The organism is Promicromonospora sp. Marseille-Q5078 (assembly GCF_050315395.1).
GTDB lineage: Bacteria > Actinomycetota > Actinomycetes > Actinomycetales > Cellulomonadaceae > Isoptericola.
Map to the genome: position 1 here is coordinate 538,958 of NZ_JBNPQG010000001.1, position 19,466 is coordinate 558,423.

At 71.5% G+C, this 19,466-nt stretch carries 16 protein-coding genes; 6 read left to right on the forward strand and 10 right to left on the reverse strand.

What is annotated here, in order from left to right:
- Positions 1-86: 86 nt before the first annotated feature.
- Positions 87-794, reverse strand: coding sequence for a FadR/GntR family transcriptional regulator (locus tag ACQFYA_RS02490; protein WP_499121314.1), 708 nt, complete (start codon positions 792-794; stop codon positions 87-89).
- A 74-nt stretch (positions 795-868) separates the two neighbouring features.
- Positions 869-1,978 (reverse strand): epoxide hydrolase family protein, encoded by a 1,110-nt coding sequence (locus ACQFYA_RS02495; RefSeq protein ID WP_499121317.1) that lies wholly within the window; start codon positions 1,976-1,978, stop codon positions 869-871.
- A 173-nt stretch (positions 1,979-2,151) separates the two neighbouring features.
- Between ACQFYA_RS02495 and ACQFYA_RS02500 the strand changes: the two genes are divergently transcribed.
- Both ACQFYA_RS02500 and ACQFYA_RS02505 read left to right on the forward strand, forming a co-directional pair.
- Positions 2,152-2,796: a TetR/AcrR family transcriptional regulator gene (locus ACQFYA_RS02500; protein WP_499121320.1), complete on the forward strand. Its 645-nt coding sequence runs from the start codon at positions 2,152-2,154 to the stop codon at positions 2,794-2,796.
- An 86-nt stretch (positions 2,797-2,882) separates the two neighbouring features.
- Positions 2,883-3,053, forward strand: a complete 171-nt coding sequence (locus tag ACQFYA_RS02505) for a hypothetical protein (protein WP_499121322.1) — start codon at positions 2,883-2,885, stop codon at positions 3,051-3,053.
- 46 nt (positions 3,054-3,099) lie between these two features.
- Here ACQFYA_RS02505 and ACQFYA_RS02510 read toward each other — a convergent pair whose 3' ends face one another.
- The 5 genes from ACQFYA_RS02510 to ACQFYA_RS02530 all read right to left on the reverse strand — a co-directional run bounded on the left by ACQFYA_RS02510 (position 3,100) and on the right by ACQFYA_RS02530 (position 9,965).
- On the reverse strand, positions 3,100-3,726 hold the full coding sequence (locus ACQFYA_RS02510) for a superoxide dismutase (RefSeq protein WP_499127406.1): 627 nt from the start codon (positions 3,724-3,726) through the stop codon (positions 3,100-3,102).
- A 155-nt stretch (positions 3,727-3,881) separates the two neighbouring features.
- Positions 3,882-4,766: a phosphotransferase family protein gene (locus tag ACQFYA_RS02515; RefSeq protein ID WP_499121325.1), complete on the reverse strand. Its 885-nt coding sequence runs from the start codon at positions 4,764-4,766 to the stop codon at positions 3,882-3,884.
- A gap of 53 nt (positions 4,767-4,819) precedes the next feature.
- A complete protein-coding gene (locus ACQFYA_RS02520) occupies positions 4,820-5,572 on the reverse strand; it encodes a class I SAM-dependent methyltransferase (RefSeq protein ID WP_499121327.1) in 753 nt (250 codons plus the stop codon).
- Between the two features lie 68 nt (positions 5,573-5,640).
- Positions 5,641-6,975, reverse strand: a complete 1,335-nt coding sequence (locus tag ACQFYA_RS02525; protein WP_499121329.1) for an enolase C-terminal domain-like protein — start codon at positions 6,973-6,975, stop codon at positions 5,641-5,643.
- A 218-nt stretch (positions 6,976-7,193) separates the two neighbouring features.
- Positions 7,194-9,965 carry a beta-glucosidase gene (locus ACQFYA_RS02530; RefSeq protein WP_499121332.1) on the reverse strand — a complete coding sequence of 924 codons (2,772 nt, stop codon included), beginning with the start codon at positions 9,963-9,965 and terminating at the stop codon, positions 7,194-7,196.
- Positions 9,966-10,199: 234 nt separating this feature from the next.
- On the opposite strand from ACQFYA_RS02530, the gene ACQFYA_RS02535 reads away from it, so the two are divergent.
- A complete protein-coding gene (locus tag ACQFYA_RS02535; RefSeq protein ID WP_499121335.1) occupies positions 10,200-10,898 on the forward strand; it encodes a ThuA domain-containing protein in 699 nt (232 codons plus the stop codon).
- A complete protein-coding gene (locus tag ACQFYA_RS02540; protein ID WP_499121336.1) occupies positions 10,883-12,010 on the forward strand; it encodes a Gfo/Idh/MocA family protein in 1,128 nt (375 codons plus the stop codon). The genes ACQFYA_RS02535 and ACQFYA_RS02540 overlap by 16 nt, the downstream gene beginning before the upstream one ends.
- A gap of 73 nt (positions 12,011-12,083) precedes the next feature.
- Here ACQFYA_RS02540 and ACQFYA_RS02545 read toward each other — a convergent pair whose 3' ends face one another.
- The gene (locus tag ACQFYA_RS02545) at positions 12,084-16,046 is read right to left on the reverse strand and encodes an Ig-like domain-containing protein (protein WP_499121340.1); all 3,963 of its coding nucleotides are present in this window, start codon (positions 16,044-16,046) and stop codon (positions 12,084-12,086) included.
- 163 nt (positions 16,047-16,209) lie between these two features.
- Between ACQFYA_RS02545 and ACQFYA_RS02550 the strand changes: the two genes are divergently transcribed.
- Together ACQFYA_RS02550 and ACQFYA_RS02555 are read left to right on the forward strand one after the other, a co-directional pair.
- Positions 16,210-16,863, forward strand: coding sequence for an SGNH/GDSL hydrolase family protein (locus tag ACQFYA_RS02550; protein ID WP_499121342.1), 654 nt, complete (start codon positions 16,210-16,212; stop codon positions 16,861-16,863).
- Positions 16,860-17,528 (forward strand): GntR family transcriptional regulator, encoded by a 669-nt coding sequence (locus ACQFYA_RS02555; RefSeq protein WP_499121345.1) that lies wholly within the window; start codon positions 16,860-16,862, stop codon positions 17,526-17,528. Before ACQFYA_RS02550 ends, ACQFYA_RS02555 begins: the two co-directional genes overlap by 4 nt.
- A gap of 31 nt (positions 17,529-17,559) precedes the next feature.
- On the opposite strand, the gene ACQFYA_RS02560 is transcribed toward ACQFYA_RS02555, so the two are convergent.
- Positions 17,560-18,207 (reverse strand): response regulator, encoded by a 648-nt coding sequence (locus tag ACQFYA_RS02560; RefSeq protein WP_499121347.1) that lies wholly within the window; start codon positions 18,205-18,207, stop codon positions 17,560-17,562.
- Positions 18,204-19,292 (reverse strand): sensor histidine kinase, encoded by a 1,089-nt coding sequence (locus ACQFYA_RS02565; protein ID WP_499121350.1) that lies wholly within the window; start codon positions 19,290-19,292, stop codon positions 18,204-18,206. Before ACQFYA_RS02565 ends, ACQFYA_RS02560 begins: the two co-directional genes overlap by 4 nt.
- Positions 19,293-19,466: the final 174 nt, after the last annotated feature.

Sequence of the window (19,466 nt, forward strand, 5' to 3'; positions counted from 1 at the left end):
ACTACCTCGCGGAGGATCGAACTACCTCGCGGGGGATCGAACTACCTCGCGGGGTTCTGGACTACCTCGCAGGGGCGCGGCCCGGGCTACTCCTCGGCGCCCGCGGTGTCTTCGGGGCCCGGGAGGGTCTCCTCGACGTCGAGGAGGTGCGCGGCCATGCGTACCCGCGCCGCCTCGGCGTCGCCGGCGGCGAGAGCCCGCCAGACGGCCTCGTGGTCGCGCAGGGTGCGCGCCTCGACGCCCGCCTCGTGGCGGCTGCGCCAGCGCCGCTCGCGCACGGTGCGCCCCTCCAGGGCCTCAACGAGCGCCTCGAGCACGGGGTTGCCCGCGTGCGCGGCGACGATGCGGTGGAACGCGACGTCGGCGGCCATGAACGCCTCGTGGTCCACGGGCTCCCGGGCGACGACGTCGGCCACGCCGTCGAGCACGGCGCGCGCCTCCGCGACGCCCTCGGGGGTGATGTGGTGGGCCGCGAGACCCGCCGCCTCGACCTCCAGCACCCGGCGCACGGCGTGGAACGGCCGTGCGCTGGTGTCGCCGTGCAGGTCCACGACGAACTGCAGCGACGACATGAGCCGCGCCGGGTCGAGGCTCGTCACGTACGTGCCGTCGCCCTGACGGGTGTCGAGCACGCCGAGCACCGTGAGCGCGCGCACGCCCTCGCGCAGCGAGCCTCGCGAGACGCCGAGGCGCTCGGCGAGGTCCTTCTCCACGGGGAGCCGGTCGCCAGGACCGAGCTCGCCGTCGACGATCATCCGGCGGACGCCGTCGACGACCTCTTCGGTGCGGGACATGCCGTGGATTATTGCCCAGTTCACCCCCGGGCGCACCGATTCCTCCGATGATTCCCCGGTCGGCACGGCCGGCGTCAGAGGCCGTCGAAGAACGCCGTGACGTCCGCCGTGGTCTGCGCCGGCTCGAGGTGGGCGGCGAAGTGGCCCCCGCGCTCGTAGGTCGTCCAGGCGCGGATGTCGGAGTGGTCGCGCTCGGCGAAACGGCGGATCGACGCGAAGTCGCCCTTCGCCTGCGCCAGGGCCAGCGGCACCGTCGTCGGCGCCGGGCGGGCGCCCGACTCCTGCGCCCGCTTCTGGGCGAGCGTGTTCTCGCGGTACCTCCGCAATGCGGAGCCCTGCGTCCCGGTGAGCCAGTACACCGCGGCGTTCGCCACCACGAACTCGGGGTCGGTCGTGGCCAGATCGCCCATCAGCTGGGCGTGCCACCCCAGCAGCCCGGACGGGGAGTCGGCGAGCGCGTGGGCGAGGGTCTGCGGCTGCTGCGACTGCAGGGTGTTGAACGCGCCCAGGTTCTCCCAGAACCAGCCCAGGTGCGCCAGCGCCGCCTGCTCCTCGTCGGTGAGGTCCTCCATCTCGCCGGGGGCACCGGAGGGGAAGGAGAAGACCTGCGCCACATGCACGCCCACGACGTGCTCCGGGTCGAGCCTGCCGACCTCGGGGGAGATCATCGCCCCGGCGTCGTTGCCGACGGCGCCGTAGCGCTCGTAGCCGAGCCGTCGCATGAGCTCGACCCACGCCCCTGCGACGCGTCCGTCGTCCCAGCCCGGCTCGGTGGTGCGGCCAGAGAATCCGATGCCCGGGATCGACGGGATCACGACGTCGTACCCGGCCGCGTTGAGCGGTTCCAGGAGGTCGAGGTACTCCAGCGCCGTGCCCGGCCACCCGTGCGTGAGGACGAGCCCGACGGCGTCCGGTCGGCCCGAGCGGGCGTGGAACGCATGGACCCGCTGGCCGTCGATGGTGGTCTCGACCTGGGGAATCGCGTTGAGGCGGGACTCGAGCGCCCGCCAGTCGAAGTCCTCCAGCCAGTATCGGACGAGCTCGCGGACGGAGCCGACCGGCGTGCCGTACGCGCCCTCGGTGTCGATCTCGTCGGTGAACCGGGTGCGCGCGAGGCGCTCGCGGAGGTCGTCCAGGTCGGCCTGCGGGACGTCGATCCGGGTGGTGATGAGCTGCTCCTGCATCGCCTGCTCCTCGGTGTCAGTGGAACGGAATGAACCGTTCCGTTAATGAAGAGCGTAGCGGAACGATCCGTTCCGCACAAGAGGTATCGTCGTGACGGTGGTCCGGGTCGCCTGCTGCGTGCGGCGAGCGCCGGGACCGGGCACTGACCAAGACATGCCGCGAGGAGGCCTCGATGCCCGACCCTGTTCCGCCGCTGAGCGGCCGCCGCGCCCAGGCGGCCCGCAACGACGGCGCCATCCTCGCCGCGGCCCGCGACGTGTTCGTCGCCCGGCCCGACGCGCCGGTGGCGACGGTCGCCCAGGTGGCCGGCGTCGGCATCAGCGCCCTGTACCGCCGGTACCCGAGCAAGGAGGCGCTGCTCGCCACCCTCTGCCTCGACGGCCTCGAGCGCTTCGTCGCGGTCGCCCGCCGGGCGCTGGAGACGGACGACCCGTGGGACTCCTTCGAGGCGTTCCTGCGCGGCGTTGTCGACGCCGACGTGCACTCCCTGACGGTGCGGCTCGCGGGCCTGTTCACCCCGTCCTCCGAGCACGACGCGCTCGCGCGGGAGGCCGACGGGCTCGCGGCCCGGATCCTGCGCCGCGCCCAGGAGGCCGGCCGCGTGCGGGCGGACCTCGCCGAGACAGACCTGCCGCTGATCTACGAGCAGCTCGCCGCGATCCGGCTCGGCAACGCCGAGCGCACGGCCGGCCTGCGCCGACGCTGCCTGGACGTGCAGCTCGGCGGCCTGCGGGCCCGCGCGGCCGAGGACGGTCCGCTCGGCGGGACGCCGCCGGAGCCGGCGGAGCTCGGCGCCCGCTGGATCCCGCAGGGGTGAGGGGGGCGCAAGGAGCCCCCGAGGGTGCCGTGGTTCTCGGTGTCTCCGGCGTGCGGGCCGCCCCGCCCTGTCTCTGGCCTGGGCCGATGCACGACCTGTCTCTCGGCCGGCTGCTGGACCTGGAGCGCCAGGGGTGGGACGCGCTGCGCCGGAGCACCGGGGGCGCGTTCTACGGCGCCCTCATGACGAGCGCTATCGCGTGGTCGACGGCGTGCCCAGGCCGGCGTTGTACCAGCCAGACGCGCACCGCTGGTTGAGCCTGTCGAAACAAGGTCTCGACAGGCTCAGCCAGCGGAAGAGTGATCAGGCGGGGACGATGAGCCCGGCGGTCTGGGTGCGGGCGCGCTGCAGGCGGGCGGTGACGTCCTGCCAGTTGGCGATGTTCCACACGGCCTTGACGTAGTCGGCCTTGACGTTGAGGTAGTCGAGGTAGAAGGCGTGCTCCCACATGTCGAGCATGAACAGCGGGGTGATGCCGACGGGCACGTTGGCCTGCTGGTCGAAGAGCTGGAAGATCGCGAGGCGCTGGCCGATGGAGTCCCAGCCGAGCACGGCCCAGCCGGAGCCCTGGATGCCGGTGGCGGTGGCGGTGAAGTGGGCCTGGAACTTGGCGAAGGAGCCGAACTGGTCCTTGATGGCCTCGGCGAGCTCGCCCTCGGGCTCGCCGCCGCCCTCGGGGGACAGGTTGTGCCAGAAGACGGTGTGGTTGGTGTGGCCGCCGAGGTTGAACGCGAGGTTCTTCTCGTGCAGGTTCACCGCGGCGAGGTCGCCGGAGTCGCGGGCCTCGGCGAGCTTGTCCAGGGCGGTGTTGGCGCCCGCCACGTAGGTGGCGTGGTGCTTGTCGTGGTGCAGCTCCATGATCTTGCCGCTGATGTGCGGCTCGAGGGCGCTGTAGTCGTACGGCAGGTCGGGCAGGGTGTACACGGACATCTCGTTCCCTTCGACGGTGCTGGTGTCGTTGCTGGCCACGCTACGACCTGAACCCTCGTTGAGGTCAACGTGTTCCGCCGGTCGTGTCCCAGGTCACGCCAGCCGATACAGCGGGGCCACAGGAGACCGTCGCAACCAGCGCCGCCGCACACCCTTCAGCGATGGACCAATCCTGGGAGCTCGGCGTCGAGGACGTGGAGCTTCTCCACTCCGTGAGCGAAGAAGGACTGGTCACGCACCCTGTTGGCGTACGGGAAGATCGCAAGAGCGGCAGCGAAGCGAGTTGCCCACAGCGCCTTCATGTTCGGCCAATCGTGCGAACCGGTACGCGACCGGTACTCGTGCACGAACTCGTCCCGCTTCGATGCTTCGACAAGATCTTCGTCCCACACCTTGCCCAGGTCCCAGTGGGGATCTCCGAGCGCAGCATGCTCGAAGTCGAGCATGAGCGTCGAACCGTCGTCTTCTCGGACGTGAATATTACGAGCCCCGAAATCCTCAGTGAGGAGTCGGATCTGAGGGCGAAACGCATCGCCGTGGGAGAGGTCTGCAAGGAGGTGCGCGGCTCGGCGCGCCAGTCCCGCCGCCAACTGATGTGTGCTCGGCCACGGTGATAGTCGCTCCAGTCGCACTGGCACAAGGTCCCAGGGAGCGGGTTTCGTGGATAGGTGCAGTGATCTTACCTCGGTGCTGTGCACGTCGGCCATGAGATGTGCCGCCGTCCGGCACCCCTCAAGGGTGAAATCAAACGGGTGCAGGGGGATCTCGGGGAAGACTCGCCAAGAAGATCCGGTGCGCGGCAGGCTGCCTTCCGCCAAAGGTGCAAGAACCCAGGCGTATTGCCTCGCCAACGCCTTCAGTGCGACTCCCTCTTGCGAGAAACGCTGGAAGTGGCCGTAGACCTTGATGAAGAGTGGCCCCCATCGTGGATGGTCTGCCCGGAGATGCAGGTTCTCGGAAAGGTGTTGCTGGTTCGCGGCGACCTCGACGCCCAGGATCTCCGACAATTCCTCTGCGACCAGGTCGGACGTCTGGGCCATATCGCACCGGGCCATTCCGTCACTGTCGCGGTGGGTTGATCCGCTGTGTCGCTTCACGTTGCCGGCTTGACTGCGGAGACCGCCAGCATGGTCGGGATCGACGCGAACCACCGCTCGTAGTCGCTCTGCCGCTCTTCGGGGAGCTCTTGATGCGTGCGGCTGGGCGGCTCGACGAGTCGCCGGACGAGCAGCCCGTGACGGAACAAGGCCTCGACGTACTGTTCGAGCGGACGATGATAGTGGCGGTGCCCACCGAAGGACTCGATCCACCATTCCGTCGGCTCGAGATAGCCGGTGACTCTCCGTGACCACGGCGGTGGACTGTCGCTGGGTGAAGGCTCCTGGTGGAAGAAGGCAGGATGCAGGACGGTGAAGATGAAACGTCCGCCCGGCCGGAGGCCCTTCGCCACCGCTGCGACGACTGGATCAAGGGTGGGAATATCCATCAGCACCATGTGGCAGACCACGGCGTCGTAGGCGTCGCGCTCGACCGGGACTTCGATGGCGAGGTCGCGGACGTCGAAGTCGACATCCGGGAAGGCGCGTCGCGCGGCGTTGACGAGCTCGACACTGCCATCGACACCGGTGACGTGAGCGCCTGCGCCGGCAAGCAATCCTGACAGCCAGCCGTGCCCGCATCCGAGATCCCAGACGTCCATTCCGGCGGGGTCGCCGAGCTCTTCGTCGAGAAGCGGCGCCAGGCGTCGAAAGAACGGGTCTCGTTCGCCACCGACGAGCGTGGCGTATTTCGCGGCGACCGAGTCCCAGCGGTCACGGTCGATGCGCGATCGGTCGCCGATGCTCATCCGCTGAACCTACTGGACCACGAGCAAGTCCGAACTCGTGCTCGGAATATTGACCCGTGGCGTTCCGATCAGCGAAGCTGCTTGTCGCTCCAGTACGCGCCGTCGGGGAAGCGGAACTCCGCCACCGACGCGGGGTGCATCTGCGTGGAGTACCCGGGCGTGGTGGGCACGACGTACGACACGCCCTCGCCGAAGTCCTGCACCAGGCAGGGGTCGGTGAAGTGCTCGTGCAGGTGGTCGACGAACTCCGTGATCCGCCCGTCCAGCGAGCCCGAGACGGCGACGTAGTCGAGCACGGACACGTGCTGCACCATCTCGCACAGCCCCACGCCGCCGGCGTGCGGGCACACGGGGACGCCGAACTTCGCGGCGAGCAGCAGCACGGCGACGATCTCGTTGATGCTGGCGAGCCTGCCGGTGTCGAGCTGGCAGTAGTCGATCGCCCCGGCCTGGAAGAGCTGCTTGAACATCACGCGGTTGTGGCAGTGCTCGCCCGTCGCGACGCGCACGGGGGCGACGCCCTCGCGCACGGCCGCGTGCCCGAGCACGTCGTCGGGCGACGTCGGCTCCTCGATCCACAGCGGGTCGAACTGCTGCAGCGCCTTGACCCACTCGATGGCCTCGGGGACGTCCCACACCTGGTTGGCGTCGATCATGAGCGTGAGGTCCGGCCCGATGACCTCGCGGGCGATGCCGAGGCGCCGCACGTCGTCCTCGAGCCGCGCGCCCACCTTGAGCTTCACGTGCCGGTACCCCGCGTCGACCGCCTCCTGGGTGAGGCGGCGCAGCTTGGCGTCGTCGTAGCCGAGCCAGCCGGCCGACGTCGTGTAGGCGGGGTAGCCGCGGCGCTCGAGGTGGGCGATCCGCTCGGCCTTGCCGGGGGAGGCGGCGCGCAGGATCCTCAGCGCCTCGTCGCGGGTGAGGGCGTCGGAGAGGTAGCGCAGGTCGGCGACGTCGACGAGCTGCTCGGGCGTCATGTCGGCGAGCAGCCGCCACAGCGGTTTGCCCGCCCGACGCCCGGCGAGGTCCCAGGCGGCGTTGAGCACGGCGGCGAGCGACAGGTGCACCACGCCATTCTCCGGCCCGAGCCAGCGCAGCTGGCTGTCGGCGGTGAGGTCGCGGTACGTGGCGCCCATGTCGCCGACGACGTCGTCCACGTCCCGGCCGACGAGCAGCTCGGCCTGATGACGGGCGGCGAGCGCGACGACGTCCGTGCCGCGGCCGATGGTGAACGTCAGGCCGTGCCCGGCGAGCGGTGCTCCCTCGGTGTCCGTGCCGTCGGTGTGCAGGACGACATAGACGGCGGAGTAGTCGGCGTCGGCGTTCATCGCGTCGGATCCGTCCGCCTCGAGGGAGGTGGGGAAGCGGACGTCGGTGATCTCGACGTGGGTGATGGTCGGCATGCGCACCCCTTCGTGGCGATCCGGACGGTAAACATCCGATGACTGCCAGTCAAGATAGCCGCCGAAGCGCACTTGGGGCAAGAACCGGGGACGTCCGGCCTCCAGAGATCGGAGGACTGTGGTGTGCCGGGTCGCCGTCGCTGATGTGCCCGGGCGCGGTGACGCGTGCGGGCCGGGTCGGTCGCCCGACCCGGCCCGCACGTGGCTGCGCGTGATCGTCAGCGTCGACCACCCCACCCTCCGCGCTGGTCCCCGACGCGGACGTCGCGGTCGAGCCGCAGGTCGTCAGAGGCGGACCCGATGGACACGGTCACCTCGCCGCGCGGGGTCACCCAGCGATCACGGTCGACGTCCCAGTACGACAGCGACCGGGGGTCGAGAGTGATCGTGACGGTCTTCCGCTGGCCCGGGCGGAGCGTGACCTGCTCCCACCCGGCGAGCGCCAGTGGCGCCGTGTCGACCCTGGTCGTCGGCAGCTCGCCCACGTAGGCCTGGACGGTCTCCGTGCCCGTCACGTCGCCGGTGTTGCGCACCCGCACCGTGACCTCGATCTGCTTGCCCTTCGAGTCGCCCTTCCTGTCGCCCTTCGTGTCGTTCCTGCCGTGGTCGTCGACGTCCGTCCGGAGCCTGCTGTAGTCGAACGTCGTGTAGGACAGGCCGTGCCCGAAGGCGTAGGCCGGTTCGATGCCGAGGGCGTCGTAGCCGCGATAGCCCACGAGGATGCCCTCGGTGAAGTGCTGGTCGAGCCCGTCGCCCGGGTACTGCTCGGGCGAGCTCACCGGCGTCGACTCCTCGTCGACGGGGATGGTCACGGGCAGCTTGCCCGACGGGTTGACGTCGCCGAACAGGATCCGGGCGATCGCGTTGCCCTGCTCCTGACCGCCGAACCAGTTGTGCAGGACGGCCGCCACGTCGTCCTCCCAGTCGGACGTCTGGACTGCGGCGCCCGCCGTCAGGACGACCACCGTGCGCGGGTTGGCCGCGGCCACCTGCCGGATGAGCTCGGCCTGGCCGTTGGGCAGGTCGAGCGCCGGCTTGTCACCGCCCTCGGTCGAGTAGTCGCGCACGACCACGACGGCGACGTCCGCGTCCGCCGCGGCCTCGGCCGCGTCGGTGATGCCCTGCTGGACGTAGCCCTCGGGAGGCACCCAGCCCAGCTTGAACGCGGCGCCGGAGTCGGTGCCGGACGCCCCGATGGCGAACTCGGCGCGCACGTCGTACTCCGTGCCCGCCTCGAGCGTCACCTCGGCGGTGGAGACGTTCGCCGACAGCGGGTCCTCCGTCGGCTCCGTCGTGATCACGGGGTCGTCGTCGAGGTAGAGGGTCGAGGTCCCGTTCGAGGTGACGGAGAGCTCGTAGGTCCCGTCCACCGGGGCCGTGAGCGTGCCCGTCCACCGGATCGACGACGTGTTGTCGTTGGTCTGGGTCGGGAAGTGCGGCGACGCCGAGTTGAGGCCCTGGTTGAAGTAGAAGCCGCCGTTGATGCCCGCGTACGGCTCGGTCCGGTCGAGCGCCGGTGCCCCGGACAGGTCCGGGTTCGCGAAGTACTCGACACGGAGCCCCGGTTCACCGTCGCCGGCGGAGGTGAGGACGTCGGACGGGATGGGGTCCGGGCCCGCCAGCAGCGCCGTCGAGGTCACGGGGTCGGTCCCCGGGACGTGGGTGACGGTCGCGCCGGCGGCGCGGTCGGTGATGCCCTCGAGCGGGCTCACGGTGTAGGTGGGCAGCACCTGCGAGCTGCCACCGCCCTGGACGGCGTGGTCGGCGTCCGTCCCGATGACGGCGACCGACCCGACGTCGTCGCCGAGCGGCAGCGCCGCGTCGTCGTTCTTCAGCAGCACCGTCGCCTGCTCGGAGACCTCCCGCGCGAAGGCGCCGTTCTCCTCCTCGGGCAGCGGTTGCACGGTCGGCGGGTCGTCGAACAGCCCCAGCCCGAACATCGGGCGCAGGATGCGCAGGACCGCGTCGTCGATCCGCGACACGGGCACCTGGCCCGCATTCACCGCGTCGAGGAGCGGGGTGCAGAAGAAGCAGTCGGCCGCGCCGAAGTCGCCCGGCATCTCCTGGTCCAGTCCGGCCTCGATGGCCGTCTCGGTGCTCTGGGTCGCCCCGTAGTCGCTCATGACCCAGCCCTCGAACTCGAGCTGCGTCTTGAGGATCTGGTTCAGCAGGACGTCGTTCTCGCACGCGTACCCGCCGTTGACCTTGTTGAACGAGCACATCGCCGAGCCGGCGTGGCCCTCGTCGTACGCGATGTCGAACGGGCGGGTGTAGATCTCCTGGAGGGTCCGCTCGTCCATGACGGCGTTGCCGCCGAGGAGCCGGTTCTTCTCCTGCGTGTAGACGTTGTAGTGCTTGATGTCTGCGATGACGGAGTTCTCCTGGATGCCGCGCGAGATCGCGCCGCCGAACGTCCCGGAGATCAGCGGATCTTCGCCGAACGCCTCGAAGGCGCGGCCGGCGAGGGGGACCCGGGCGATGTCCATCGCCGGGGCGAGGAGCATGTTGTGACCCGAGCGGAACGCCTCGTCGCCGGCGCGCAGGCCGTACTCCTCGGCCGTGTCGGCGTTCCAGGTGGCGGCCAGCGCGATGGGCGACGGCAGCTGGGTCGACTGCTGGTCGTTGACGTCGGGGTTGGCGATCCGTACCCCGGCTGGGCCGTCGGCCATGGTGAGGGCGGGGATGCCGAGCCGCTCGATCGGCGCGTTGTAGAAGCCGTAGGAGTTGTTGAGCTCCCCGTGCAGCATGTCGACCTTCTCCTCGAGGGTCATCTGCTCCAGGAGGGCCTGGGCGCGACGTGTCGCGGACCGGGAGTCGTCCCACCACGACTGCCCGTGCGTGGACCTGCTCTGCTGGCGCTCGCCGGACGTACTCGCTCCGACGCTGTTCCCGACTGCCGCGGACGCTCCGAGGGGGAGGAGCAGGCCAGCGACGCACATGATGCCGACGGCCGCTGCGCGCAGCGACCCTTGCGATCGTGAGGTGGTCATACGAAACACTTCCTTGTGTTTTCGGGGCCCACGGCCGCTCGACGGCGGGGGCGGGCACCTCTCATTAGACGCCGATCCCACATGCCCACCACTGGGGTGAAAAACCGCCTCCGACCTGCGGAAAAACCCTTGCCCGGGGCAGGCGGTCGGAGCCCCGTCCGTGGCCCGGCGCACGCCCGCGGCACGTAGGATCGTGCCTGCTCACGACGGTCGACGAGGACGAGAAGAGGGCAGATGACGACGACGAGACGAGCACTCGTGGTCCGTGGCGGCTGGGACGGGCACGTCCCCGAGGCAGCGACGGACCTGTTCATCCCGTTCCTGCGCGAGCAGGGGTTCGAGGTGCGGGTCGAGACGGACAACGAGGTCTACGCCGACGCGGAGGCGATGGCGGCGACGGACCTGGTGCTGCAGTGCGTGACGATGTCGCAGATCAGTGGCCCGGCGCTCGCCGGGCTGCGGGCGGCGGTCGAGGCCGGCACCGGGCTGGCAGGCTGGCACGGCGGCATCGCCGACTCGTACCGCGCGAGCTCCGACTACCTGCAGCTCGTGGGCGGGCAGTTCGCCACGCACCCGGGCAAGGAGCCGCACCTGCGCCAGGGGGACGGCTCCGACAACTTCCTGCGGCACACGATCGAGCTCACGGACCTCGGTCGCGAGCACCCGATCACCGCGGGCCTGGACGACGTCGAGCTGGAGACCGAGCAGTACTGGGTGCTGCACGACGACCTCATCGACGTGCTCGCCACCACCACGCACCCCGCGCCGGAGTGGCACCCGTGGCACCGCCCGGTGACGTCCCCGGCGGTGTGGACGCGGCAGTGGGGCGCCGGGCGCGTGTTCGTCGCGACGCCCGGGCACTCGGTGGACGTGCTCGAGAACCCGACCGTCCGCACCGTCGTCGAGAGGGGGCTGCTGTGGGCGAGCCGCTGAACGACCAGGGAGGGATCGGCATCGTGGGGCTGGGCGTCATCTCGCGCCAGTACCTGGACACGCTCGCCGGGCACCCCGGGGTGCGCGTCGCCGCGGTCACGGACCTGGACCGATCGCGGGCGGAGGCGGTCGCGGCCGAGCTGCCCGGTGCCCGCGTCGCGGCCGACCTGGACGCGCTGGTCGCGGACGACGACGTGCGCCTGGTGCTCGACCTCACGACGCCCGGCGTGCACGCGCACGTGGCGAAGGCGTGCGCCGCGGCCGGCGTCGACCGGTACGGGGAGAAGCCGCTCGCGGCGGACCTGGCCGCGTCGCGCGACGTGATGGCCGCGGCGACGGCCGCGGGCACCCGCGTGGGATGCGCCCCGGACACGGTGCTCGGCACGGGCGTCCAGACAGCGCGCGCCGCCGTCGCGGAGGGGCGGATCGGCACGCCGACCGCCGCCGTCGCCACCTGGGTCTCGCCGGGCCACGAGGCGTGGCACCCGCACCCCGACTTCTACTACGCCGTCGGCGGCGGGCCGCTGCTGGACATGGGTCCCTACTACCTCACGAGCCTTGTGCAGATCCTCGGACCTGTGGCCTGGGTGCAGGGCGCGTCCTCGCGGTCGCGCGACGAGCGCACGATCGCGTCCGGCCCGAGGGCGGGGGAGCGGGTGCCGGTGGAGGTCGCGACGCACGTCACCGGCGTGCTGGGCCATGCGAGCGGCGCGCTGTCGACCGTCACGGTGAGCTTCGACGCCGTCGGGTCCCACGCGCGCCACATCGAGGTGCACGGCACCGAGGGCTCGCTGGTCGTGCCGAACCCGAACAACTTCGACGGCGACGTCGAGCTGCGGGAGCTCGGTGGCAAGGAGTGGGAGGTGCTGCCGCCGAGCGCGGGGTTCGTCGGCTCCGGCCGCGGCGTCGGGCTGCTCGAGATGGTGGGCGCCGTCGGCCTGGGTGACGCGCCGGCCTCCCCGCGCGCCGGCGGCGACGTCGCGCTGCACGTCATGGAGGTCATGACCGGCCTGCTCGACTCCGCGGGGTCCGGCGCGCGCGTGGCCATGACCACCGCGCCCGCGGTCCCGCCGGTCGTGCCGCTCACGCTGACGGACGTCTGGCGCGGTTGATTCGTCGGTTGAGCCTGTCGATACCGCTCGTGGGTTTCGACAGGCTCAACCGGCGGTGGTGGTTTCGACAGGCTCAGCCGGCGGAGGGGGAGAGGCTCATCTCGCCCGCGGGGCCCTGCCGGTAGACGGTGAAGTACCCGTCGGTGGCCAGCGCGTTGTCGGTGGTGTCGTCGAGGTAGCTCCACACCGGCTCGCCGTCCACGCGCAGCACCAGGCGGGTGCCGCCCGCCACGTCGACCGCGCCGAAGGTCACCTCGTGGGTCGAGCTCGGCTCGATCACGGTGTTCGGGAACGTGTCGACCATGAAGACGGCGGGAGCCCACCGCTGCATCTCGATGACGTCCTCCTTGATGACGACGAGGTAGCCCGAACTGCCGTTGGTCCACACGGGGTCGCCGGCGGCCTTCGACCGCACGGAGAACCCGAACCAGCCGCCGTTGAAGTCGCCGACGGAGGTGTCGAACCGCAGCAGCTCGTCCCCGAACCTCCGGGGCGCGAAGCTCCAGGCGCCGCGCGGCGCCAGGTGCACGGCGCCGTCGGTGATCGTCACGCCCTCGCCGGGCGCCCACGCCGCCGGGTCGAGGATCTCGGCGCCGAGGGCCGTCACCGGGTGCTCCGCCGCCTGCACCGTCACGGTCGACGAGGCCGCCAGGCCGGGCACCACGGCCGACGTCGCGGTGATCGTCGCCGTCCCGGCCGCGACGCCGCGGACGGTGCCCTCGGCGTCGACGGTCGCGACGGCGTCGTCGCTCGAGGTCCACTCCAGCCCGGTGCGCGTGGCGTCCGCGGGCGTGAACGACGGCGCGACCACCCGGGTCTCGCCCGGCTCGATCGTGGCCCCCGACGGCGCGAGCGTCAGGCCGTCGGGGTCGACCCCGACCAGCGAGAACGACACGTCGTCGACGTCCAGGTGCGTGAACCCCTGCACGTAGAAGCCGACCTTGCCGGCTGCCTCGGGCGCCGGGTTGGCGCCCGCCACGACCTCCTCGCCGTCGACCAGGACGCGCACGCCGCCGGCCGTGACCACGACGCGCACGGCGTACTCGGTGCCCGGCGCCAGACCCTCGCCCGCCGGGAGCGTCACCTGCTTCACCGTGCCCCAGGCGGAGTCGAAGATCGTCCACGTGGACCCGGCCGCCGCGTGGCGGTACCGGACGAACCCGCCGGGCGTGGCGCCCGTGCGGTCGTAGACGAGCAGCTGCCCGCCCTCCGGCACGACGGCCGGCGTCGTGACCGCGAAGTCGAGCGCGTACTCCGAGAGCTGCCGGTCCAGCTGGGAGTTCGCGCCGTTGACGATGCGGTAGACGTGGTCGCCCGTGCCGTCGTCGACGACCGCGCGGTTCGGGTCGGTGGGCCAGCCGTTCGGCCCCGACTCGAAGTCCGTCGCGTGCAGCACGCCGTCGCCGGCGGCCACGGTGACCGTCATCTCGTCGCGGATGCCCGGTTCGGTCGTCGACTCCACCGTGACGACGAGCTCGCCCGGCCCGACGGCGGTGAGGACGCCGGCCGCGCTGATCGTCGCGACGTCGGGGTCGCTCGACGCGTAGGCGACGGCCTGGTCCGTCGCGTCCCACGGCACGGCCTGGGCGGCCACCGACACCTCGTCGCCCAGGGTGATCGTGAGCTGGTCGGCGGGCAGGGCCAGCGACTCCAGCGCCACAGCGTCCGGCGTCTGCGACTGGCCGACGTGCCCGTCGGCGCCGATCTCGTCGAACGGGATGGCCTCGAAGCCCGGGACCTGGTCGAAGACGGGGGAGTCGGCCGTGAGCGTGTAGTCCCCGCTCGCCGCGTCGACGAACCCAGGGTCGGCGTCCGTCACCCAGTTCGCGTCGTCACCGGAGCCGTAGCCCAGCAGGTTCTTCGTGTCGAGGGCACCCTGCGCGTTGACGTCGGGGTTGCGCGCGCGGTGCGGGTTCCACACGACGTTCCTGGCGAACGTGCTGTGGTCCGGGAAGTAGTGGTTGTCCTCGAAGAAGTGCGCCAGCTCCGGGTACTTGGTGAGGTACGGCGTGCCGACGAAGTCGTCGTTGTCGGCGAACACCTTCTCCCACTTCGGCATGTACACCCGGTCGACGGTGTTGCCCTCGCCGTCGCCCATCCACTGCGTGTAGTTGTCGTACGGCACCTTGGTGTCGACGAACACGTTGTTCACGGCGTCGATGTAGTCGGCCGAGCCGGACTTGATCGCGTCGTTGCCCATGTTCACGAAGACGTTCTGGCTGATCTCCAGGTCCCACGTGAAGTTGTCGGCGTAGATGCCCTCGACGCCGTCCTTGCCCAGCCCGATGTCGTGGAAGTAGTTCTGCCGGAACACGTGCCCGCGCTGCTGCGGCGTGTCGCCGGAGTTCATGTAGATCGCGCCGAGGTCCTGGAACGTCTTGCAGACGTCGTAGACCTCGTTCTGCTCGAACAGGTGGTCGTTGCCGTACACGATGATCCCGGGGTGCGGGGCGTCGTTGATCTCGTTCCCGCGGGCGATGTTGCCGACCCCGTCGAACATCACGCCCGGGTTGTACGCCTTGTGGTAGTACGCGAAGTCGTGGACGTGGGAGTCCTCGACGCGGTTGCGGCCGGGCTCGAGGGTCGTCTTGTCCCCGCCCTGCAGCACGACGCCGATGCCGCCCACGTGCCGGATCTCGCTGCTCACGACGGCGTGGTCCGTGCCGCCGCGGTTCACGGGGATGCCGTCGTAGGTGTAGCGGCCCGGGGAGTTGATGAGCACCCCGCCGTCGGTGAAGTTCTGGATGTCGCTGTGCGCGATCGTGACGTGGCTGCCGCCCAGGATCACGGCGGCGGTGGCCCGCCCGTACTCGAGCACCAGGTCGTCGAACGTCACGTACGACGCGCCGTCGGTGCGGATCATCGGCTCGTCGAGCGTCGTGACGACGGGCGCGCCGCGCTCGGCCTCGAAGGACGCGTTCGGCACCAGGTAGAGCACCCCCGTGTCGCGGTCGATGTAGTACTCGCCGGGCGCGTCGAGCTCCTCGAGCAGGTTCTGCGCGAAGTGGAAGTCCGGGTACCAGGTCTTCATGAGGCCCGACATCTCGCCGTAGCGCAGCGTGATGGTGCGCGCGTCGGTGTCGATCGACTCGATCTTGTTGTACGACCACTCCCAGCTCTGGCCGAAGATGCCGTCCAGCCAGATGTCGTCGGCCTGGCCCCAGTACTGCGGGCGGTCGTAGGAGTAGCTGAACGTGCCGCCGCGCTCCTGCAGGTCGGCGTCGTCCTTGGTGGGGCCGGCGTCGACGATCTTGTTCATCTGGACGGTGTCCTTCGCCGCGCCGGCGTTGGGCCAGCGCGCGAGGGTCATGTCCTCGCCGTCCACGTAGAGCTCCATCGGCGGGGTCTCGGAGACGTCGTTCGCCTTCCAGTAGCCGTGCCGGCTGAGCTGCCCGTAGTCGTCGATGCCGAGCGCGCCCAGGTCGATCGCCAGGACGTCGTCGCGCGCGGAGGTCTCGATGATCCGGTCGAGCACCGCCTGGTCGGTGACGCGGGAGAAGCCGTCGTAGGGCAGCTCCGTGCCGCCCGAGATCGTCGCCGTCTCGCCGGGGTAGGAGCGGTAGGTGATCGGGGCGTCCGCGGTGCCGGAGTCCTCCGCGCCGAGGGTGAACGACGCCGAGCGCTCGTAGGTCCCCTCCCGCAGGTAGACGGTGACTCCGTCCGCGGGCAGCCCGCCGCCGGCCCGGAGGGCGCGGATCGCGTCGCGCGCCGCCTCGAGCGTGGCGAGCGGCGCGGACTCGGTGCCGGCGGCCCCGTCGTCGCCGTCGGGCGCGACGTAGAGCGTGCCGTCGGACCCCGGAACCTCGTTCCCCTTCCCCGGCTTCCCGGGCTTGTGCGGCTTGCCGGGCTTCCCCGGCTTGTGCTTGCCGGGCTTGGGCTTGTAGTGGCCGGGCGTGCCCTTGTCGTGCTTCGCGGTCGTGACGGACGCGTGCTGCGCCCCGTCGTGCGTCGTGGCGGCGGACGCGCCGGTGGCCGCCGCGCCGACGACGCACGTGGCGACGGCGGCGGCGAGCAAGGCTGACAGATGTCGCTTCATTGCGAGTGCTCCGACCTCTTCGGTGATGGTCACGGACGGCGGGCGCGAGGGCCCGCGGCTGGCAGCGTGAGCGACATTACATTAATCGATAATCGCTGACAACGGTGTGGGAGCGGCGCGGAACCGCTACGGTCGGACCCGTCCGTCACTCGAAGGAGAGCTCATGACCAGCCCTGGAACCCCCGACCGCCTCGTCTTCGTCGGGGACTCCATCACCGACGCCGGTCGCGACCGCGACGACGCCGCGTCGCTCGGCGACGGCTACGTCGGCCTCGTCGCACGCGAGCTGCCCGACGCGCAGGTGCGCAACCTCGGCGTCGGCGGCGACCGTGCCGTCGACCTCGAGGCCCGGTGGGACCGCGACGTCGCCGGCACGGCGCCGGACGTCCTCACCCTGTACGTGGGCGTCAACGACACCTGGCGGCGCTTCGACAGGGACGACCCGACGAGCGCGGAGTCCTTCGAGGCGACGTACCGCCGCCTCCTCGACCGCGTACCCGGCAGCCCGCGCCTCGTCCTCGTCGAGCCGTACCTGCTGCCGGTGCGCGACGAGCAGCACGGCTGGCTCGACGACCTCGCGGGCAAGCGGGACGTCGTGACGCGGCTCGCGGCCGAGGCCGGGGCGGCGCTGGTGCCGCTGCACGGGCTGCTCACCCGCGCCGCCGAGGACGCCGGGGCGGCGTCGCTCGCCCCGGACGGCGTGCACCCCACCCCCGCGGGCACGCGGATCATCGCCGACGCGTGGCTGCGCGCCTACGCGGGCGCCTCGGGCGACGCACAAACGATTCTCGATAATGGCGTTAGGCTGCGAGGATGACGGACGCGCTCAGCTCGATCGGTGGCCTGGAGCGCGGGCTCCTTTCGGACCAGATCTACGACCTCGTGAAGTCGATGATCAAGACGTCGCAGCTCGCCCCGGGGGAGCAGCTGGTCGAGTCGCAGCTGGCCCGCCGCCTGCAGGTGAGCCAGGCGCCCGTGCGCGACGCGCTCAAGCGGCTCGCGCACGAGGGCCTCGTGACGCACGTGCGGCACCAGGGCAACTTCGTCGCGCAGTACTCCGACGAGGAGGCGCAGCAGGCCAAGCAGGCGCGCGTCGCCCTGGAGGCGCTCGCGGGCCGGCTCGCCTGCGGCCGCCTGCCCGCCGAGACGCGCTCCACCCTGGAGAAGGTCATCGACGAGATGCACGGCGCCGTCGACGCCCAGGACCTGCCCGCGTTCCGCGAGCTCGACTTCGGCTTCCACCGCGGCGTCATCGAGGCCAGCGGCAACACCTACCTGCCGCGCATGTGGGACATCATCGAGCCGAGCCTCCGGTCCATGCACCTGCTCGGCGACCCCGAGTTCACGGGCGACTGGCACCAGGTGGCCGACTGGCACCGCAGCCTGCTCGACGTCCTCGACGACGGCGACCCGGACGCCGCCTCCGCGCTGTTCGAGGCGCACGCGGCGGGGACGCTGCTCGACGGCGAGCAGGGCGACTGACGCGTCCCTCGCGGCGGAAGGGCGGCGGAGCCTACGGGTGGGACGCCTCGTGCGCGAGGATCGCGGTCTGGGTGCGGTTCGTCGTCCCCAGCTTGCCCATCGCGCTGGCGAGGTAGGCCTTGACGGTCGACTCCGCGAGGAAGAGCCTTCCGGCGATCCCGGCGTTGGAGAGCCCCTCCGCGAGCGCCTCCACCACCTCCCGCTCCTTGGGGGCCAGGCCCGCCAGGCGGCGGCGCGCCTCGGCCCGGCGCCCGGAGAGGTCGTCCCCCGCGGCGGCGAGCAGGTGCCGGGCCACGGCGGGCGAGAGGATGGCGTCGCCCGCCACGGCGGCCCGGACGCCGTGGTGCAGCTCCTCGGGGGTCGAGTCCTTGAGCAGGTAGCCGGTCGCGCCGGCACGCAGGGCGGGGAGCACGTAGTCGTCGGACAGGTGGCTCGTCAGCACGACGACGGCCGTCTCGGGGTGCTCCCGGTGCACCGTGATCGTCGCATCGAGGCCGTCCATGACCGGCATCTGCATGTCGACGAGCAGGACGTCCGGGCCGTGGGCCCGGACGAGCCGCACGGCCTCCGCGCCGTCACCGGCCTGCCCGACCACCTCGAGGTCCGGCGCCGACTCCACCAGCTGCACGATGCCGGCGCGCAGGAGCGCCTCGTCGTCGGCGACCACCACGCGGATCATGCTGGCCTCCTCGGCAGGACGGCACGGAGCAGGTAGCCGCCCTCTGCCGTCGGCCCGGCGTCCAGGCTGCCGCCGAGCAACGCCACCCGCTCGCGCAGCCCGGCGAGCCCGAAGCCGCCGGTGGTGAGCCCTGTCGGCGGGCGGACCGGCGCCCGGTTCTCCACGGAGACCCGGAGCTCGCCGTCCCCGTCGGCGAGCGCGACCGCCGTGGCAGCGCCGGGGGCGTGCCGCAGGGCGTTCGTCAGCCCCTCGCCGACGACCCGCAGCACCGTCCGGTCGACGACGTCGGGGGGAGTGTGCGACGTGACGGTGCCGACGACCTGCACGGGCTGTCCCGCTCGCCTCGCCTCGGCAACGCGGGCCTCCAGCTCGGCCCGGAGGTCGGTCGTGCCGGCACCGCCGACCGGCGTGTCGCCCTCCGCGGTCAGGGCGCGGAGCACGGTCCGCATCTCGGCCAGGGCGGCCCGGCAGCTCGCGCCGATCTCCTGCGCGACGCGTCGGGCGCCGTCGTCCGTCGTGGTCGTCCCGAGCACCTCGGCCTCGACGACGGCGTAGCTCATCCGGTGGGACACGACGTCGTGCAGCTCCCTCGCGAGCGCCGAGCGTTCGGCCGTCCTCGCGTCGGCCTCCGCCCGGGCGGCGTGCTCCGCGTCCGCGTCCTGCTGGATCCGCTGCAGGCGGCCCGCGGCGTACGCGAAGAGCAGGACGACGATCCCGGCCCACAGCGCGCTCGGCCCGGTGCTCTCGGATGTGAGCAGCCAGGTGGGCCATGTGACGGTGACCGCCACGAGCATCGCCCCGATGCTCGTCCGCGACGACGCGACGTACAGACCGGCGGCGTGGGCCGCGCCGAGCGTGGCGACCACGGGGGAGACGACGCTGGCCGCCGCGCACCCGGCGAGCACCAGCAGCGGGTGGCGGGACCGGGCGAGGAGCAGGGCCGCGGCGCCGACCTGGATGGCGATCTCGGCCCACGTCGGCGCCCAGCCGACGCCGGACCTGGCGCGGAGCAGCACCAGGAGCAGGCCGCCCGCGGCGCAGACCGAGGCGACGAGCACGTCGATCCGCGTCCGGGCCGGGTCCACGACCTCAGCGTAGTCAGCCTGCGCGCGACGGCGACCGGGACCGGCGGCCGGGGCGACGGCCGCAGATACCGACGTTCGACGGTATCGACAGCCATCGTTCGGGCGTGCCGGAGGACCTGCTCCCGGCGGGACGGTAGAGGCATCAGGAAGCCCACCGACATCGAGGGAACGATC

Coding starts and splice junctions, on each gene's coding strand:
- ACQFYA_RS02490 (WP_499121314.1), bottom strand. CDS start 794: ATGTCCCGCACCGAAGAGGTCGTCGACGGCGTCCGCCGGATGATCGTC.
- ACQFYA_RS02495 (WP_499121317.1), bottom strand. CDS start 1,978: ATGCAGGAGCAGCTCATCACCACCCGGATCGACGTCCCGCAGGCCGAC.
- ACQFYA_RS02500 (WP_499121320.1), top strand. CDS start 2,152: ATGCCCGACCCTGTTCCGCCGCTGAGCGGCCGCCGCGCCCAGGCGGCC.
- ACQFYA_RS02505 (WP_499121322.1), top strand. CDS start 2,883: ATGCACGACCTGTCTCTCGGCCGGCTGCTGGACCTGGAGCGCCAGGGG.
- ACQFYA_RS02510 (WP_499127406.1), bottom strand. CDS start 3,726: ATGTCCGTGTACACCCTGCCCGACCTGCCGTACGACTACAGCGCCCTC.
- ACQFYA_RS02515 (WP_499121325.1), bottom strand. CDS start 4,766: ATGGCCCAGACGTCCGACCTGGTCGCAGAGGAATTGTCGGAGATCCTG.
- ACQFYA_RS02520 (WP_499121327.1), bottom strand. CDS start 5,572: ATGAGCATCGGCGACCGATCGCGCATCGACCGTGACCGCTGGGACTCG.
- ACQFYA_RS02525 (WP_499121329.1), bottom strand. CDS start 6,975: ATGCCGACCATCACCCACGTCGAGATCACCGACGTCCGCTTCCCCACC.
- ACQFYA_RS02530 (WP_499121332.1), bottom strand. CDS start 9,965: ATGACCACCTCACGATCGCAAGGGTCGCTGCGCGCAGCGGCCGTCGGC.
- ACQFYA_RS02535 (WP_499121335.1), top strand. CDS start 10,200: ATGACGACGACGAGACGAGCACTCGTGGTCCGTGGCGGCTGGGACGGG.
- ACQFYA_RS02545 (WP_499121340.1), bottom strand. CDS start 16,046: ATGAAGCGACATCTGTCAGCCTTGCTCGCCGCCGCCGTCGCCACGTGC.
- ACQFYA_RS02550 (WP_499121342.1), top strand. CDS start 16,210: ATGACCAGCCCTGGAACCCCCGACCGCCTCGTCTTCGTCGGGGACTCC.
- ACQFYA_RS02555 (WP_499121345.1), top strand. CDS start 16,860: ATGACGGACGCGCTCAGCTCGATCGGTGGCCTGGAGCGCGGGCTCCTT.
- ACQFYA_RS02560 (WP_499121347.1), bottom strand. CDS start 18,207: ATGATCCGCGTGGTGGTCGCCGACGACGAGGCGCTCCTGCGCGCCGGC.